The 15,743-nt window shown below is 49.9% G+C and carries 13 protein-coding genes; 8 read left to right on the plus strand and 5 right to left on the minus strand.

Annotation, left to right across the window (positions count from 1 at the left end; translation table 11 throughout):
• The first annotated feature begins 526 nt into the window (after positions 1-526).
• The 6 genes from dcm (at position 527) to BLT50_RS11715 (ending at position 7,120) form a co-directional block, all read left to right on the plus strand.
• Positions 527-1,567, plus strand: a complete 1,041-nt coding sequence (gene dcm, locus BLT50_RS11690; protein WP_090028894.1) for a DNA (cytosine-5-)-methyltransferase — start codon at positions 527-529, stop codon at positions 1,565-1,567.
• A gap of 31 nt (positions 1,568-1,598) precedes the next feature.
• A complete protein-coding gene (locus tag BLT50_RS11695) occupies positions 1,599-2,015 on the plus strand; it encodes a very short patch repair endonuclease (RefSeq protein WP_245723366.1) in 417 nt (138 codons plus the stop codon).
• Between the two features lie 365 nt (positions 2,016-2,380).
• Entirely contained in the window at positions 2,381-4,012 is a 1,632-nt protein-coding gene (locus BLT50_RS11700) for an ATP-binding protein (protein ID WP_090028896.1), read from the plus strand.
• Between the two features lie 3 nt (positions 4,013-4,015).
• The gene (locus tag BLT50_RS11705; protein WP_090028855.1) at positions 4,016-4,849 is read left to right on the plus strand and encodes an HNH endonuclease; all 834 of its coding nucleotides are present in this window, start codon (positions 4,016-4,018) and stop codon (positions 4,847-4,849) included.
• The gene (locus BLT50_RS11710; RefSeq protein WP_090028856.1) at positions 4,842-6,668 is read left to right on the plus strand and encodes a DEAD/DEAH box helicase; all 1,827 of its coding nucleotides are present in this window, start codon (positions 4,842-4,844) and stop codon (positions 6,666-6,668) included. Before BLT50_RS11705 ends, BLT50_RS11710 begins: the two co-directional genes overlap by 8 nt.
• Entirely contained in the window at positions 6,665-7,120 is a 456-nt protein-coding gene (locus BLT50_RS11715) for an EcoRII N-terminal effector-binding domain-containing protein (protein ID WP_090028857.1), read from the plus strand. The genes BLT50_RS11710 and BLT50_RS11715 overlap by 4 nt, the downstream gene beginning before the upstream one ends.
• 321 nt (positions 7,121-7,441) lie before the next feature.
• Here the strand turns inward: BLT50_RS11715 and BLT50_RS11720 are convergent, their stop codons facing one another.
• The 3 genes from BLT50_RS11720 to BLT50_RS11730 all read right to left on the minus strand — a co-directional run bounded on the left by BLT50_RS11720 (position 7,442) and on the right by BLT50_RS11730 (position 11,502).
• A complete protein-coding gene (locus BLT50_RS11720; RefSeq protein WP_090028858.1) occupies positions 7,442-8,941 on the minus strand; it encodes a DEAD/DEAH box helicase family protein in 1,500 nt (499 codons plus the stop codon).
• A gap of 30 nt (positions 8,942-8,971) precedes the next feature.
• Positions 8,972-9,622 (minus strand): hypothetical protein, encoded by a 651-nt coding sequence (locus BLT50_RS11725; RefSeq protein WP_139170523.1) that lies wholly within the window; start codon positions 9,620-9,622, stop codon positions 8,972-8,974.
• Positions 9,623-10,332: 710 nt separating this feature from the next.
• Positions 10,333-11,502, minus strand: coding sequence for a DNA cytosine methyltransferase (locus tag BLT50_RS11730; RefSeq protein WP_217629232.1), 1,170 nt, complete (start codon positions 11,500-11,502; stop codon positions 10,333-10,335).
• A gap of 13 nt (positions 11,503-11,515) precedes the next feature.
• Here BLT50_RS11730 and BLT50_RS11735 point away from each other — a divergent pair, with 13 nt between their 5' ends.
• Both BLT50_RS11735 and BLT50_RS19045 read left to right on the plus strand, forming a co-directional pair.
• On the plus strand, positions 11,516-12,922 hold the full coding sequence (locus BLT50_RS11735; RefSeq protein ID WP_090028861.1) for an ATP-binding protein: 1,407 nt from the start codon (positions 11,516-11,518) through the stop codon (positions 12,920-12,922).
• Positions 12,919-13,890 carry an O-methyltransferase gene (locus BLT50_RS19045; protein WP_342706705.1) on the plus strand — a complete coding sequence of 324 codons (972 nt, stop codon included), beginning with the start codon at positions 12,919-12,921 and terminating at the stop codon, positions 13,888-13,890. Before BLT50_RS11735 ends, BLT50_RS19045 begins: the two co-directional genes overlap by 4 nt.
• 255 nt (positions 13,891-14,145) lie before the next feature.
• On the opposite strand, the gene BLT50_RS19455 is transcribed toward BLT50_RS19045, so the two are convergent.
• Complete coding sequence (locus tag BLT50_RS19455; protein WP_217629233.1) at positions 14,146-15,267, minus strand: tyrosine-type recombinase/integrase; 1,122 nt, start codon at positions 15,265-15,267, stop codon at positions 14,146-14,148.
• Between the two features lie 155 nt (positions 15,268-15,422).
• Positions 15,423-15,743, minus strand: a 321-nt coding sequence (locus tag BLT50_RS11750; protein WP_139170487.1) for an integrase core domain-containing protein, incomplete at its 5' end; no start/stop codon positions are given.

Below are 15,743 nucleotides of genomic sequence, written 5' to 3' on the forward strand. Positions count from 1 at the left end.
CCAGGTTTCTACTGGGGTAATGTTAACTGATTTCCTGCTTAGTCACAACTTTTGTCACAATTGCAGACCGTGGCCCATCAATACGAATGGTCCGCGCTGCGCTTGACCTGTGCGCGTGTGCGCATGACCGTGCTCTACCAGCTGAGGGCAGAAACCGCGAATTACTTCAAAAAATTGGACTTTCGCGGTTGAAAAACTTCTTCGCGTTCTGCGGGCAAGCTTCCGAGAGTTTCAAGAGCCGGAGATAGTGAAATACATGAACAGCTTCCCTACGCACAGACGGAAGGCCACTAGAATTACTCGTGTTCAAACACGGCAGACCCCACTTCAGACCGTCCGTAAGAATGTAAACTTTTACTGCTAATTGCGCTGGATTTTCAACATACTCTGCTTGGAATAACTAACGACAGGATAGAAAAAACACTCTGGATTGCCACCTCAATCAGTCATTTCTAAAACGCGCGGGCACTTCTGCCTGGACCGAACAGGAGTGTCGATATACGCTGTGACGAAAAAGGAAGAGCACATGACCAAAGGCTTCGCATTCATTGACCTGTTCGCTGGTATTGGCGGGCTGCGGCAGGCAATGGAGGGCATTGGCGGTCGCTGTGTGTTTACCTCTGAATGGGACAAGTTTGCCCGGCAGACATACGAAGCGAACTACAAAGATAATCGACCGATTAATGGCGATATTCAGTGTATAGATGCTGCGGATGTACCGGAACATAATGTTCTTTGCGCTGGGTTTCCCTGCCAACCGTTTAGCCTTGCAGGAGTTTCCAAGAAAAATGCCTTGGGGCGTGCTCATGGCTTCCTTGATGAAACCCAAGGAACACTTTTCTTTGATGTTGTAAGAATACTGAAGCATCATCGCCCAGAGGCATTTTTGCTGGAGAACGTTAAAAACCTCAGGAGCCATGACAAGGGTAAGACTTTCAAAGTCATCATGGGATCCCTGGAGGAACTTGGGTACACGGTGAAATCGGAGATAATTGATGCGCAACACTTCTTGCCACAGCATCGCCAGCGGATCGTTCTCGCTGGCTTCCTGAAAGACACAGGTTTCGACTTTGTAGATCTGGAGCTGCCGCAAAAGGGTTCTTCCAAACTCTCAGCAATTCTCCACCCGGAGGATGGTAGCGAAGAGCCAGAATACCCCTTCACCTTGGGTGACATCGGCTTGGTTAACCCGAAGTATACGCTTTCAAACCATCTCTGGCAGTACCTGCAAGACTACAAAGAAAAGCATGCGAAAGCAGGTAATGGTTTCGGCTGCAGTGTCTTTGGGCCTGGCGATGTCGCGCGAACTCTTTCCGCCCGATATCACAAAGACGGATCTGAAATACTCATTGATCAGGGGGCGGGGAAAAATCCGAGACGTTTGACCCCTCGGGAGTGTGCACGCCTCATGGGTTATTCCGACGATTTCAGAATCCCTGTTTCCGACACGCAGGCATATCGCCAGTTTGGTAATAGTGTGGCGGTACCTGTATTCAAAGAGGTCGCGCGTATCATGGCGCCGCATATTGCGGCCAATATTGATGCGAAGGAGACTCTTGCTGGCTGACGTACACGACGAAAAGACCCGCAGTCGGAACATGGCTGCAATCAAGTCGAAAAACACAAAGCCAGAAATGGTTATACGCCGAGGGCTTCATGCGCGTGGCTTCCGCTTTCGCCTGCATGATCGAAGTGTTCCCGGAGCACCGGATATTGTCCTGCGGAGACACAGTGCTTTGATCGATATCCGTGGCTGTTTCTTCCACGGCCATGATTGCGAACTGTTCCGATTGCCGGAAACACGCCGAAACTTCTGGCGAGATAAAATTGACGCAAATCGGGATAGAGACAAGAGGAACCTACAAGCTCAGAGGGAGCTCGGCTGGCGCGTGGCTATTGTTTGGGAGTGCAGTCTACGTGCACCTGGGAAGGTAGATACTGTCGAGTTAATCGATTCTCTCGAGCGCTGGCTGCTTTCCAAAGAAAGCTTTCTTGAACTAAGAAGTTCATCTTAGTGTTCACTGTATCGCCATTGAACGGCAGAACATATCGACGAAGCACAAACTTTCGCAACAAAGTGCCTCGTCTCTACCTTGTCAGATCTCGTGGTATTCGGTCGTACCATTTTGACGTGTTATGCAAATTTGGATGAATTGCTACATGTATCGCAGAAACTGAGAATGCTGCTTGACGTAACTTGCTCAAATTTGTCTTTCCGTCCCTCAGGTTCCTTCATCTAACATATACATTGCTCGAGCTTCTGGTAGCAAAACCGTTGGTCTGAACAACTTGAACCAAGGCGAGCTCTGTCCAATACTCCCCAAACGTTTTAGTTGTGCTTATGTAAACATCGCACCGGATGGCCAAGCAGAGAGGACAGATGTCAGATCTTATCAACCAACCTGATGCAACCAGACTAATTTTTGGTCTTCGAGACACGGGTTATAGCTTTAACACCGCGGCGGCGGATATTATCGACAATTCTATTGCGGCGGATGCAACCCAGGTCCATGTGCAGATCGAGATCATGGAAGACGGACGAAAGTTCGTTTTCTTTGGTGATAACGGCACCGGAATGGATTACGACGAGCTTTTCGACGCAATGCGCTACGGCGCTCCTGTTCGCGCAAACCTTGCCAGTCTCGGAAAGTTTGGTCTTGGTCTAAAGACTGCCTCGAGCTCAGTTTGTCGGAAGTATTCTGTTATCTCTCGAAAGACCGAGGATGCTTCTTTAGAGAAACTCACATGGGATCTCGACCATGTAGCAGAGTGCAACAGATGGGAGATGATCCGCGAGCCTATTTCCAGCGATGAGAAGGAGATCTTCGAAGAACTGTGTGGCGACAGTGGGACTCTCGTCATTTGGGAAAAATGCGATCGGATACTCGCTCGAGAATACGATGAGCCTGGTGGTGCAAAAGAGCGCAATGCCATTGCTCAACTCGCGAGGCGACTGAAAGAGCATGTAGCCGTCATTTATTATCGGTTCCTTGACCCTGAGGATACGCGGCAACGCAATGTCACGATTACAGTCAACGGTGAGACAGTTGCTCCGTGGAACCCGTTCTACCCCGAGAAGGCAGAGCAGGTGCTTCCAGAAGTCCATCAAATCCTTCACATCGAAACCGAAGAAGGAGAGATCGAGACTGCGCATATTCGCGCTTGGATTCTTCCCAATAGCAGGGATCTGACGGACGAAGAGAAGAAGATCGCCAAGATCACAAACCGGGGTCAGGGTTTCTATATTCACCGCGAAGGACGATTGATCCAGCAGGGGGGCTGGCTAGGCGTATTCGGTGCTGTTGAGCCACACTACTCGCTACTGCGAATTGAGTTCGACTTTGACCACAAGCTCGACGATGCGTTTCATGTGCCGGTCGACAAATCGAAAATCCGCTTCGATCCGGCCCTTGAAGAGGCTTTAAAAGAGTTGTTGGCACCGACCTACAGAGAAGCAGGAAACAGGTATCGCCGAAAAGAACGTGCGGCGATAGTTGAGCGTGGCGTCGATCATAAGAGCTCTAACAAAGCAATAGGCGGAACACCGAATACAAAGAAACCCGCAATTCAGTCTGCAGATTCTTCTGGCACCTCGGTAACCCTCGATAACAACAGAGGTATAGGGATTAAGCTCCGAGTGCATGTCGACATGAGTGTTGACCCGGACAACATCCACGTTGAGGCATCCGAGAAAATTACTAGTGGACATCTTTGGGAACCAGCGATGCGGAGGAACGACGATGGCACCCTCGTTCCTGGGGTCAGCATCAATAAACATCACGATTTTTATCAGAAGATCTATCAGCGTGCTGCTGCGAGCGGTTATGCGGTCGAGGGTATGGATCTTCTACTATGGGCGTTCGCTGTCGCCGAACAGAACAACTCGAATTCAGAGCTCGAGGATATCTTCGAAGATATGCGTGACGAGATTTCCAGCAATCTCCGGAAGCTCCTACGTGACGTACCGCTTCCTGATGAAGAGGATATGTCGGAAGTAGACTTACAGGACTGATAAATGCTCGCACGTAAGAAGCGCCTAATTCTGGATGAGGTGACCGCAGGTACTGGCGCCCAGATTAGGATGGAAGAGGATGCTAACGGCATTCAGTCTGGTCTTGTCTTGTCCTTCCTAGACTTGAAACGGTCGCACAGCCCTGCAGTCACTCTTCGCCCCAAAGGCCTGAACGGTTTTGTTGCACACCTGTCATTTGGCAATTTTGCTGCAGACACCATTAGACAGATGCAGAAAGCAAGCGATGAAGAAGTTCAGCTCGCAAGAGCGCTGATTGCATCCATAAAGAAAGATGTGTCCATCTCCGTTACCATAGAAGGCCAACAAAGCCTGACCTCATGGAAGCTCACTGACGGACAGTTTACGATCACAGCGGAAAAGCGTGGGCTGAAGAGACGGTATGATGATGATGTACTAGTTGAGACCTGTCGGGAACTGGTGACTCCCATGCTTGCGGCTATGGCCGAGTTGTATGGTTACGACCCAGTTGTGGAAGTTGAAGAGATTGGCCCAGAGGCAGCTATGGAAGGTGCTGTCTCTATCCGCCAGATTCGGAAAAGAGAGCGCAATCCTCGAAACAGGCTACTGTGCCTGCGTATTCACGGTGAATCCTGTCAGATATGTAAAACCAATCCCAAAATGACTTATGGAAAAGCCGGCGGGATTCTCGAAGTCCATCACGTTCAACCACTCGCTTTGTCCGACGAACCCCGCGTCTATGACCCGACAACTGACCTGATCCCACTTTGCCCAAACTGTCACCGTGCCGTACACACCCGTCGTCCGGTTCCGTGGAAACCCGAACAGATCCTTGAGATGATGCATACTCATGGATGAATACTTGGCACAATTTCCACGCCATTTCCGGGAGCTCTCAGTCTCTCCGCCGGAAGGTTATGAGATCTCGCAGCGTCTGATTGAACCTGAGCTTCGTCTGGAGAAGGTGGGCGAGCGTTTCCACGCAGTTCTAGCCGGCACAAAAATCGTAAAAGGCGAAAAGAAAATATGGAGGGCCATTAGTCCAGACGCTAACTGGGTCGCAGATGGATTCACCATCCGGCCGCTCCCGCATGATGCTCCGGACTTTTTCCGAAAAGCGATCGGTAGTCGCGATCCTGAGAACCTGACATTTGCCGAGGTTGTTGCACTCATGAGAGATGCGGAACAGGCAATTTCTATACATGCTGATGACAGCGTGTTCCGCCCAGCTAAAGTAGCTGCCGATGGGGAAGTTGTTGACCAGCCCATAGAGGGTTTAAATGCGTCTCTGTTTCCTTATCAGGCAAAGGGAGTGAGCTGGATGAACCGGACCATCTCCCACACTGGCGGGATTCTATTGGCTGACGAAATGGGGCTTGGGAAAACTATTCAGATAATCGCGCTGCTCATGTTACAGAAACCGTCGAAGCAGCATCCAGCCCTGATAATCTGTCCTACGAGCCTAATCGCAAACTGGCGTTCAGAGATTTTCCGTTTTGCCCCGACGCTCTCGATTCTTATTCACCGAGGTCCTAAGAGGGCGGGTGTCAGTAGCGGGCTGAAACGGGCACAGGTTGTCCTGTCAACCTATGATACCGTCGTAAACGATGTCTCGATATTTGAAGGTGTTGAGTGGTCCTGGCTGATCTGCGATGAAGCACAGGCACTGAAAAACCCGGACTCTGGAAGACGCAAGAGTATTGCGAAACTTCCCCGACAACGAACCATTCCGATGACGGGCACGCCGATCGAGACTTCGCTTCTTGATCTGTGGTCACTGGTAGATCTCGCCATCCCAGGTCTGCTTCGTGACAGAGATGCGTTTGAGAAAGAATTTCCGAACACGGAGGAATCAGCACGCGAACTCGCCGGCCTGACAGATCCGATTGTTCTTCGGCGGGAAGTCAAAGATGTCGCGTCTGATCTCCCTGATCGGATTGACATCGACATACCAATTGAACTCGGCGCGAGGCTGGCTGCGCTATATGATGCCGTTCTGGATGATACACTGGCAAAGTATCCAACTGCCGGGGCACTTGTGGCGACCGGGCAGCTCCAACTGTTTTGTGCGCATCCTTGGCTTCAGGGTGAGGGCGGGAACGCTGACGACGAAGAGACAACACTGGTTCGCTTGCCTGAAGTAGACCTCTGGACGCCAAAGATCGAGCGGACGATTGCGATTTTGAAAGACGCCTTCGCAGCCGGAAAAAAGGTCTTGATATTCGCAATTTTCAACCGATGCGGCGAGATAATTCGTGAGGCGGCTGACCGTCAGGTTCCCTCAGCATACTGGGGTGCAATCAACGGAAGCACGCCTCCGAGTGAAAGGCAAAAGATTGTTGATGAATTTAGTGAATACGAAGGCCCGGGATGCCTCGTGATGAACCCAAAGGCAGCGGGAGCAGGGTTGAACATCACGGCAGCTACGATTGTGATTCACTACACCCTGTCATGGAATCCCGCGCTCGAGAAACAGGCAAGTGCAAGGGCTCACCGGCGGGGACAGAAGGAACCAGTATACGTCTATCGACTGTTCTACGAAGATACGGTGGAGAGGGTTATGTTAGATCGCTCAGAGTGGCGAACAGCCATAGGCAATGAGGCAGTCCCCGTTTCGACGCGCGATGAAGAGGACCTGAAAAAAGCACTTTTGATACGCCCAGGAGGAACTGAATGAGTGCCGAAGAGACCTTCGAGAAAGAACTGACGGCAAACGACGTGGGGGAGACGAACTCCCATCAGGCCGGCATCCATATACCTAAAAGCCAGAAAGACCTCCTTGCATTCCTTCCTGAACTAGACCCTTCAGTAAAGAACCCCGATGCTTGGCTGGTTGCAACCGATGACGCGGGTATCGAATGGAAATTCCGCTATATTTACTACAACAATAAGTACCATTCGGACCGAGGCACCCGCGACGAATATCGTATTACGCATATGACGAAGGCGTTGCGCGCGCTTGGCGCAAGTGCCGGCGACACGCTGTCAATCGCAGGAGTACCGCGCTCCGGCAAAATTCGCATAAAGATCAGGCGTGACGACGAACCCGAAACTAGGGATACATCCGCAAGCGTTGAAACACCCCAACCGGTGAGAGTAAAGTTGGCAGGCTGGCGAAAAGTGCACTGAAAACCCTTCCGGAGATAAGCCAAAAAATTCTTAGGGCGCACCATTCCGAGAAAAGGATGGCTTGGGAAAGCTAGTCCGGTCCGTTAGGAGAATGCGAAAAAGCGTCTGAGAATTTTCCGGCAGAAAACCCAAGAAAGAACATTGAATAACGCTGGGATGGGTAACGGGTACCATTGTGTGACGCCTGCCGGCAGCATAGAGAACTTGAAACGAAGAAAGAGAAGAGATGATAGTACCAACCGTAGAATGAATTGATGAAGCTGCTGCCAGGCTACCTCAAGGGGTAATATCGGGCCTATATATTAACGTCATATGTTACCCCTATTCTCCTACGTTTTTCTTTCTGATTTCGTGAAACCAAATATCTTTTGATAAGACTTCAAGCCCCTTGTTTATCTGCCTTACCTTGTATTTTGAGTAAGCAGAATTGTCTGCCGGAGTATACGAGATACCATGTAGGTTCTGAGCTTTTTCCTTCGGCGTCAATCCGGTCAGTCGTGGTAGGTTTCCAAGTTGGCCAGCGATCTTCGATCCTTCGAAAAGCTCTGCCAACAGTTTGGCACATGAAGATGAAACAACCACAACTTCGATTGGCTGGGTGTTTTCCCGCACACGTAGCGAGCAACGACCGACGGTTTGGTAAGTGTTTGAAAAGCGCCAAAGCTCATATAGGTAATCGTCCTCGAGCCCCAAGAGTTCCTGCAGCCTATTCTTGACCCACGGTTGAGGGTTTATGCACTCTAGGCTCACAACTCCATCGTGCTGGCGAAAGTGGTCGAGACCAGCGCTCCTAACTGGCATTCTTACTCCAGAGAGGATTTTCTCTTCATTCCTGAAGCTGTCGTTGGCCGCCCAGCAGTATTCACGTCCGGCGAAATGTTCCTCTACATAGTGTGCTATCTTTGAAATTATCTGTTTAGACTCTTCTTTTTCATTTATCTCCGTCGTTTCCGCATTCCTTGAAAGGTTGCGCTTGCTCGGATGGTCTCCTTCACGAAGCACATGCCATATGGTCATCAAAGCGCCCTTGGATGTGTGCGCGTTAAAAAGCCCGTCCTGATTTGGGAAGTCGTCGAATTCTATGCCATGGCGCTTTTCCCATAGTATGGGAAGGAGAGTTCTTTCAAAAATCGCTACTATCAGAGTAATGCGTTTGAAGTGCTTGAGTGGTTCGGGAGAAAATAGTCCGAGTACTTCGATGCTCTTGTCTGTTTCAGTTACGAAGACATCATAATTATCTGAAACGATAAGTTCACAAATACTCCGGAAAGCGCTGACGGCCAAATGCTCAAGATTTTGTCCCTTGAGCTTTTTCGGTGCTCGCGCGACCCATTCCAAAATTTCCTTCTTGCCTGGCGACGCGGAAGCAAGTCCGGTCTCGTCTACTTGCAGATACTGTAGGAATTGCTCCTTGTCGCCCGGGCTAAAGCTTTCCTGCTGGATTGCCGGAAGCCCTTCGTCCACGAAAGCCTCAAACCTGTTCTTCTCGTGAGGCAGCAGTTGCTCCAACAGAAACTCAAATGTCTTCGTAGTCACAATCACGATAGGTGGAACGTCTGGGTTATAGTTGCGACAGGCTTCAAGCGCTTTTCCATAAACGGCACCGGGTTTGACATTGTCTGATGTGATCAGACAAAGGGGCCCGTAGTTCACATATTCAGGGTGCGCATGAAGTTCTTTGAGCAGCCTTTTGTAGATCTCGCTGCAAAGCTGCTTGGTAGGCGCAACGTAGATGAACCCGTGCCCGAGGTTTTCTCTAATATACTCCAGAACAGCTTGCGTTTTTCCGGATCCAACGCTGCTAGAAAGCTTTTGAAACAAAAGGATCCCCCAAGCTTTAGGACAACAACCTCAAAGTATGCTCTGGCGTTTACGATTGATCACTCCAATAAATCCGAGGCTGGATATGAGCAGCAGAAGCCCTGCGGGGAGTGGGATTGGAGCACTGGCTATCACACCCGGCTTAACATTCACCTCTTGAAACTGCAGACCTGTTTCTATGCCAGAAATGACTGACCGATTAGCGTAATGGCCATCTCCTCCAAAAATGTCGAAGGTCCCGCCAGGCTGCTTCGTGATAAAGAAGAAGCCATTGAAGAACGTCCGACAGTCCTCACTTTCGCAGCGCTCAAAGAAAAGCACTTCGTCTTGAAACGACAGAGTAGCTTCGGTGGCAACGAGACTGCTGTTGTAGAAACCTATTCCAGTAATAGCATTGGGGTCGACATCGCCAACACTTGAGAAAGATACAGTTCCGTTTCTGTCCTCATACTGAAACGACCACGAAAGAATATTTGAAACCGCTAGAGTCCCTAAGGTTCCGTCGGTAACGATTTCCCCAAGAATGCTGACCGTATCCACGCCGGTCGTATTTTCGTTTAAATCCCAGTCGAATACGTAGTCATCGGCCGTAAATGCCAATTTGTAGCTCGCCGCCAGGCCCACAGACGCACTGCCAACGAGCAAAACTGCGGCAGTTAAAATACTCTTAGCGTCAATCATGATGCACCCCGTCGCGTCGATGTCGATAAGTGACAAAAATGAACCTGAGTCATTGCAAAATCAAGTTTTTACCTTCTTGGCTAGCGATATGTCGACGTCTGCCACTGATGGGAAAGTCAACTGCGTGTGGAATTCTTCTGATTCTTGAGAAGAAGATTTCTGACTCTTGAAGTGGTATCCGATTTTATTCTTCAGCAGACTTTAATCGTGGGATGGGAGGGGCTTTCATGTCACAGAGTTCTTGTGTGACAAATTCATTTAAACTACTGAATTTTAGATATTTTGTATAGCATGTGCTATGAAGTCGATATGGCTTAGAGAAATTTTCGGCTCACTATCCTCCCCCGGGGAAGGGGGGGGGGTACTGTCTTGCCTATTACCCAAACGCAGCTCCGGATTTTCTGACAAAAAATACTGGAATTGGTACTGTCGGTGGCACAGTCAACATTGGGTTTTTTTGCAAGCTTGACGCCCATCCGTTGGACTTGCATCGAAGTATTTTAAACATTTGAAATGTATTGATAAAAAAAAATGGGCAGTGTCCACACAGTTAGAAAGCAGCTGTTCTGTCTGGGAGAAGATCAGTCAGACCAGTTTTAGCAGTTTTCCGTTTCCCTGAAAGGTGAACAACACCGCCATTCCTCGCATCTAGTGCTGTACTTTACACTCTGTTGAAAACTTTTTCCGCTCGGAAAACACCAATCACAAGATTAGCCGCTACATCCCGAGACATGGTTCGCGATCCTGGAAAATATCGCCCGTGACACGATTGGACTGACACTGTTGCCAATCATCCTATGACTGTGCCATTTCGTATCATGAAACTCGAACCAATCAGGAAAACCTTGAATGCGCGCTGCTTCCCGCACGCTTATAACTCTAGGTTCGACGGGGTGGATCGGCCGAGCAGCTTGAAAAGAGCCCCGGTCTGATCCGGTTCCAGCCCGCAGAGTGGGTGCCGGCTTGTCCCAAGCTAAGCGGGGATATCTACTTTTTGTGTCTTTGCCGCCTTGAGGAACCTTTGAAAAGCGCTCCTGTATTTCTAAACGGTGTGTAGTGCACTGGAAGCCTGAAACACCCTTCTCCCGATAATCCATGTCGTGAGGTGAAAACATCAAATCTAGACGCTCCCCGAAAGGATCTAAAGTTATCTTGCATTTGTCTTTTTTACCAGGGGGCGGAAGGCCTCCAATTGCATCTTGGACCGTGATTTCGTCCGTTTCTGGAGGATCAAGAAGTGACGAAGGAAAAGGCGCGATTTGAGATGTATCTGCGCCGACGACGAATACTCGACGTCGACGTGTCGCTGCTCCAAACTTGCTTGCATCGACAATCTTGGGCTCTAGAATGACAAAGTCTCGTGGAAGCTTTCTAAGTCCATCATCCAGCAATGGGCGGTTGCGCGCATTGAGCAACCCAGGAACATTTTCCATGATAAAGAATGCTGGGCGAAGTTCCGAAACGAAGTGAAAAAACCGGAGGATCAGGTCATTTCTTGGATCATTCGGAATCCGTCTACCTATTGAGCTGAAGCCTTGGCACGGTGGTCCTCCAAAGACCCCAAAAGGTGCAGATCCAAGATGCTCAAGCAAGATGCTGGGCTCAAGCTCAAAGAGGTCAGCTACAAGCAACTTCCCGCGCTTATGGTTGCGCTCATAGGACGATGACAATACCGAATCCACGTCGACAGCTACGCGTGGTTCAAACCCTGCGGCCGAAGCGCCGAGGCTCAAGCCGCCGCATCCACAAAATAAATCAACACATGCGTTCATATGGCTATCCTCTAATCCCGCCAATGCAGAATAGCGAGAGCCGTTTTCTTTGTCGATCGCTGTTTTCGGGGTTGAACATCTCATTGAAAAGGGCAGAAATACAATCAAGAGGAGAATTCATATGGCCGATGTCCTAAGGTTAGACGGATCGCCGACCAAGCGTTTTTTTGTAGAGATGCTGCCGAGAGACATCGAATTGGATGATGCCATTCTCGATCTCGTAGACAACAGTGTTGATGGTGCTATGCGGAGAGCACGCCGCGAAAGAACACCAGATGAGGAACGCTACAAAGGTATGTGGTGTCGCCTTGAGATCGACGCTACCCGCTTCTGCATTTCAGATAACTGTGGGGGTATTCCGGAAAAGTATTTCGAAGGTGCCTTTCATCTTGGTCGGCCATCCGTGGATCTGGACGACGACATTCCGACGATCGGTGTCTACGGAATCGGGATGAAACGCGCCATTTTCAAGATTGGGCGAAACGGGAACGTAGAAACACGACATCCCGGTTTTAGACGCCGCGTCAGCTACCCGCGGGGATGGTTTGATAAGAAAGATTGGGAATTAGAAGTCTCCGAAATTAACCCCGACTCAGAGCCTGATGGAGTGAAGATCATCGTGGATGATCTCCTCCCTGACGTAGCTGACCAATTCAAGAAGGAGGCCGCCCTAAATAACTTACGGTCGAAGCTTGGGCTGCATTTTGCCTACATCATGGAGCTTGGTTTCTGCATTACTGTGAATGGCGTCGACGTTGTTCCCCAAAGCGTACTCCTCAAGAATGCTACTACTGGGGGCATTGTCCCGTTTGCGTTTTCTGCGAACGTCAATCGTGTTGAAGTCACTGTCTCCGTAGGTGTGTTTCGGCGGTTGGCGAAAGAATCTGAAATTCAAGATGAAACCGAAATCGATGGACCTCGCTCACTTCTAGAAGAAAAGCAAACCCAGAAATCTGGGATCACGGTTATCTGCAATGATCGTGTGGTATTGGTGAATGACACCACAGACCTTACTGGCTGGGGAGTGGGCGGAGTGCCCAAATACCATCCACAGTTTCGTGCGATTGGAGGGCAAATAAGCTTCAAGAGCGACGATGCATCGTTGCTGCCGATTTCAACCACCAAGAGGGACCTGGACACACATACAGCTCTCTACAATATGGCTCGCAATGAAACCATGACCGGCCTGAAAGCGTTCATCTCCTTAACGAACAAATGGAAGAGGCAGGAAGAAAAACTTAATGAGCAGATAGACAACGCGCCCGCAGTAGATGCGAGAAGCGTCGTTGCCGCGCTGATTACAAGAAAAGAAGCAACCAACGTTAGAAACCTGCCGGGTGCAAAGCGATTTGTTCCCGAGCTCCCAAAACCCCAAGGAAAATCTGACAGTGTTTGGGTGAGATTCGAACGTCCTCAGAGCGAAGCCCGGCGCCTTGGAGCAGAGTTGTTGGAAGATCCCGGAGCGAAGCCCAGCGAAATCGGTGAAGCTGTATGGAGGGACGCTCTGAGGCGTTATGATAGCGAGTGAGCGCGTCTGGACTCCCATATCGGCTTCGCCCGGCCAAATATGTTGATCGCGAACTGTTTGCGGAGCTCGTGGCCCAAATCGTTGCGCAAAATGGACGAGACGGCTGGATGTATGCCTCAATGGCCGGAGAACACTTAATCGACATTCAGGCGATATATCGAAGATCGGGCATCAAAGCGTTCTATACTTTCGATGGTGATGAACGAGTGGTTGAACGTCAGAAGTTTAATCAACCCCTTCCCAACATCCAATTTGGGCACCACATGTCCACGGAACTCGCTGATCGCCTTGATGCTGTTGTGGAAAAGGCAGAAGCTCAGCGCTTGATCGTCTGGCTCGATTTTACAGGTACGGGAAGCCGCAAAGACCAGCTGGACGATTTTGTAGCAGTCCTCAGAAAGCTCGCCCCAGGTGACGTCTGCAGAATTACAATGGATGCAGGGCACTATTTTTTTAAGCAACTTCGGGACCATCTTGTTCCAGAGGGGATGGAAGAAGAGCCTGTTCATATTAAAGTGGCAGCAGCGTTTAGAGAAGCATTGGCACCATATTCAAATCCAAAAACCACTGCACTCGACAAAGCTGAAATAGCTAACGAGCTCGTTCAATGCATTGGACGCGCATGTCCAATGGCAAATGCACGTGTAGACGGGAATGTTCAGTTTGTGCCTCTACTATTGACCCGTTACGGGGACGAATCCACCATGATTACGGTGACAGTGCGATGTGAAAAGGAAGATCAACCACTGAATATTCCTGCCTCGTGGGATTGGGCGCCAGCCGATTGGTCCGACGTGTTGATGATCAACGCAGACCTACTTTCCCCAAGGGAGCGTGCAACAGCAGATGCCCGCATCGACGATCCAGATGTCGTTTGTACCGAATTGCCGTTCGTCGATGAAGATACAATCAGAGCATATGCTCGCTTTCACAGATACCAGCCGAACTTCCAGAATGTTGCCGAGTAAAACCAGCTCGAGAATCCATTGCGATACTTGAGTTAACGTACTCTTTCTTTCAAAGGCTATGATGCTATTGACTGATGACTACTTTTTACCTCGAGGCATTTTGGGATAAATGGCGCCTCACCAAACCTAACATGACAAAACACAATCATTGAGATCGTGAAATGTCTCGATTGAGGCGAGGCTTTCAAATAACCGCTTTGAACCATGGTCTTCCGGAAAGGTTAGGCACGCCGACCCCTTTGATCCATTATCTTTTCATTCGAGAAAATCTAAAACATCTTTCACGCAAAGATGAGTATATCTTTGAACGCTTCTTACATCGCGGTGACCACTTACCATCATTATCTGCGCCTGATTGAAGCCTCGCTTAGCGACTTCTGTGATCCTTGTATGCCGAAGTTGGTGCATTCGTACGTGATCATCCAGCCCAGCCCGATCCCGAGCCCTTCTGACGGCCTTTGAGACACTGTGTGCGGCCACGGGGTACAGTCGCGTTTCGGGCGTCCTACAGCGCTCCTGCGCGCCTCTCAGTAGAGCTATTGCCCGCCTTGTGAGTGGTACAGTGCGATCACCGGTTTTTCCATTCTCGACCAGCAGTACTCTGTTATCCAAGTCTAGGTGGCGCGGTGTCAGCTTTATGATTTCACTTCGCCGCATGGCCGTTTCATAAGCAATCTCGACAATCTCCCGCATTAGAGGGTTGATTTCTGCAAGCAAGGCTTCGAGCTCATGCCGTTCAACTACCCGATTGAGGGGCTTTGACGAGGGCGGCAAAGCGATGTTCTGAGCCGGTGAGCGTATGGCAATATCGCCAAATATCATTTCTCGCTCGGCCCAACGGAACAGCTTGTTGATAGCCTGGATTTCTTCTCGAACGGTTGGTCCGCTGACCTCTAGCAATCTTCTTGATTTGTAAGCGTTCACATCCATACGCGAAATTGAAATAAACTCTTGTGGGAAATGTTTCGCGATACGCTCAAGCCTTTGTAGCATCAAATGGCAGGATGGCTTTCCATGAAGCTGCATGTCGCAATACTTCCTAGCGATTGAGAGCAGTGTCTCAGTCTTTTCCGACTTATCTACAGGGGTTGAAGCCAGCCGGGTTTCCTCGCATTCCGCCCAAGCTTTTGCATCGTCAATGTTGTTGAATGTTTTTGATATATGCGGGTGCCCAGTTATCCTGATCTGGACGCAAAATTTCCCATTGGCGCGCTTTCTTATCGAAGCCATTGTGACAGCCCTTTCAAGTGTTTGGGCGACCTGAAAACGGCTTGGTTTTCGTAATGATGGGGTCGGGGGTTCGAGTCCCTTCAGCGGCACCAGTTCTTCAAACAAATCCAGGTGTTTATGTGACTTCGGCGCATGCTGAACAGCCATCGGCTGGTCTCGATGTTGAAGCCTCAGCCACGCTGCAATGCTTCGTGTGTCGCGAACGGCTGGAGCCGGCAAGACGTCAGAACTAGTGAATGAGTTTCCGCGCGTTCAAAGTCAGCAGTGCTGAGCAGCCCGATCTGATTGGTCCAAGGTAATTGTTAGTGCATGATCGGGCTGGTTTCCATTGGGATGATGGTTTCGGGAGCCGGCGGCCGATAGCCCAATGCACTGTGTGGTCTCTTGGTGTTGTAGTGTTTCCTCCATTGCTCGATCAGGATTTGAGCCTCACGCAGGCTATAGAAGATTTCCCCATTGAGCAGTTCATCCCGCATCCGCCCGTTGAAGCTTTCGCAATACCCATTCTCCCAGGGCGAACCTGGCTCTATGAATGCCGTCTTTGCACCGACAGCCGTGATCCAATCCCGAACCGCTTGGGCAACGAACTCAGGTCCATTGTCCGACCGAATGAAAGAGGGAGC

Source organism: Lutimaribacter saemankumensis (genome assembly GCF_900100005.1).
Lineage (GTDB): Bacteria > Pseudomonadota > Alphaproteobacteria > Rhodobacterales > Rhodobacteraceae > Lutimaribacter > Lutimaribacter saemankumensis.

Excerpts from the sequence above, each read along its gene's own strand:
- dcm (WP_090028894.1), top strand. The coding sequence starts at position 527 with ATGACCAAAGGCTTCGCATTCATTGACCTGTTCGCTGGTATTGGCGGG.
- BLT50_RS11695 (WP_245723366.1), top strand. The coding sequence starts at position 1,599 with ATGGCTGCAATCAAGTCGAAAAACACAAAGCCAGAAATGGTTATACGC.
- BLT50_RS11700 (WP_090028896.1), top strand. The coding sequence starts at position 2,381 with ATGTCAGATCTTATCAACCAACCTGATGCAACCAGACTAATTTTTGGT.
- BLT50_RS11705 (WP_090028855.1), top strand. The coding sequence starts at position 4,016 with ATGCTCGCACGTAAGAAGCGCCTAATTCTGGATGAGGTGACCGCAGGT.
- BLT50_RS11710 (WP_090028856.1), top strand. The coding sequence starts at position 4,842 with ATGGATGAATACTTGGCACAATTTCCACGCCATTTCCGGGAGCTCTCA.
- BLT50_RS11715 (WP_090028857.1), top strand. The coding sequence starts at position 6,665 with ATGAGTGCCGAAGAGACCTTCGAGAAAGAACTGACGGCAAACGACGTG.
- BLT50_RS11725 (WP_139170523.1), bottom strand. The coding sequence starts at position 9,622 with ATGATTGACGCTAAGAGTATTTTAACTGCCGCAGTTTTGCTCGTTGGC.
- BLT50_RS11735 (WP_090028861.1), top strand. The coding sequence starts at position 11,516 with ATGGCCGATGTCCTAAGGTTAGACGGATCGCCGACCAAGCGTTTTTTT.
- BLT50_RS19455 (WP_217629233.1), bottom strand. The coding sequence starts at position 15,267 with ATGGCTGTTCAGCATGCGCCGAAGTCACATAAACACCTGGATTTGTTT.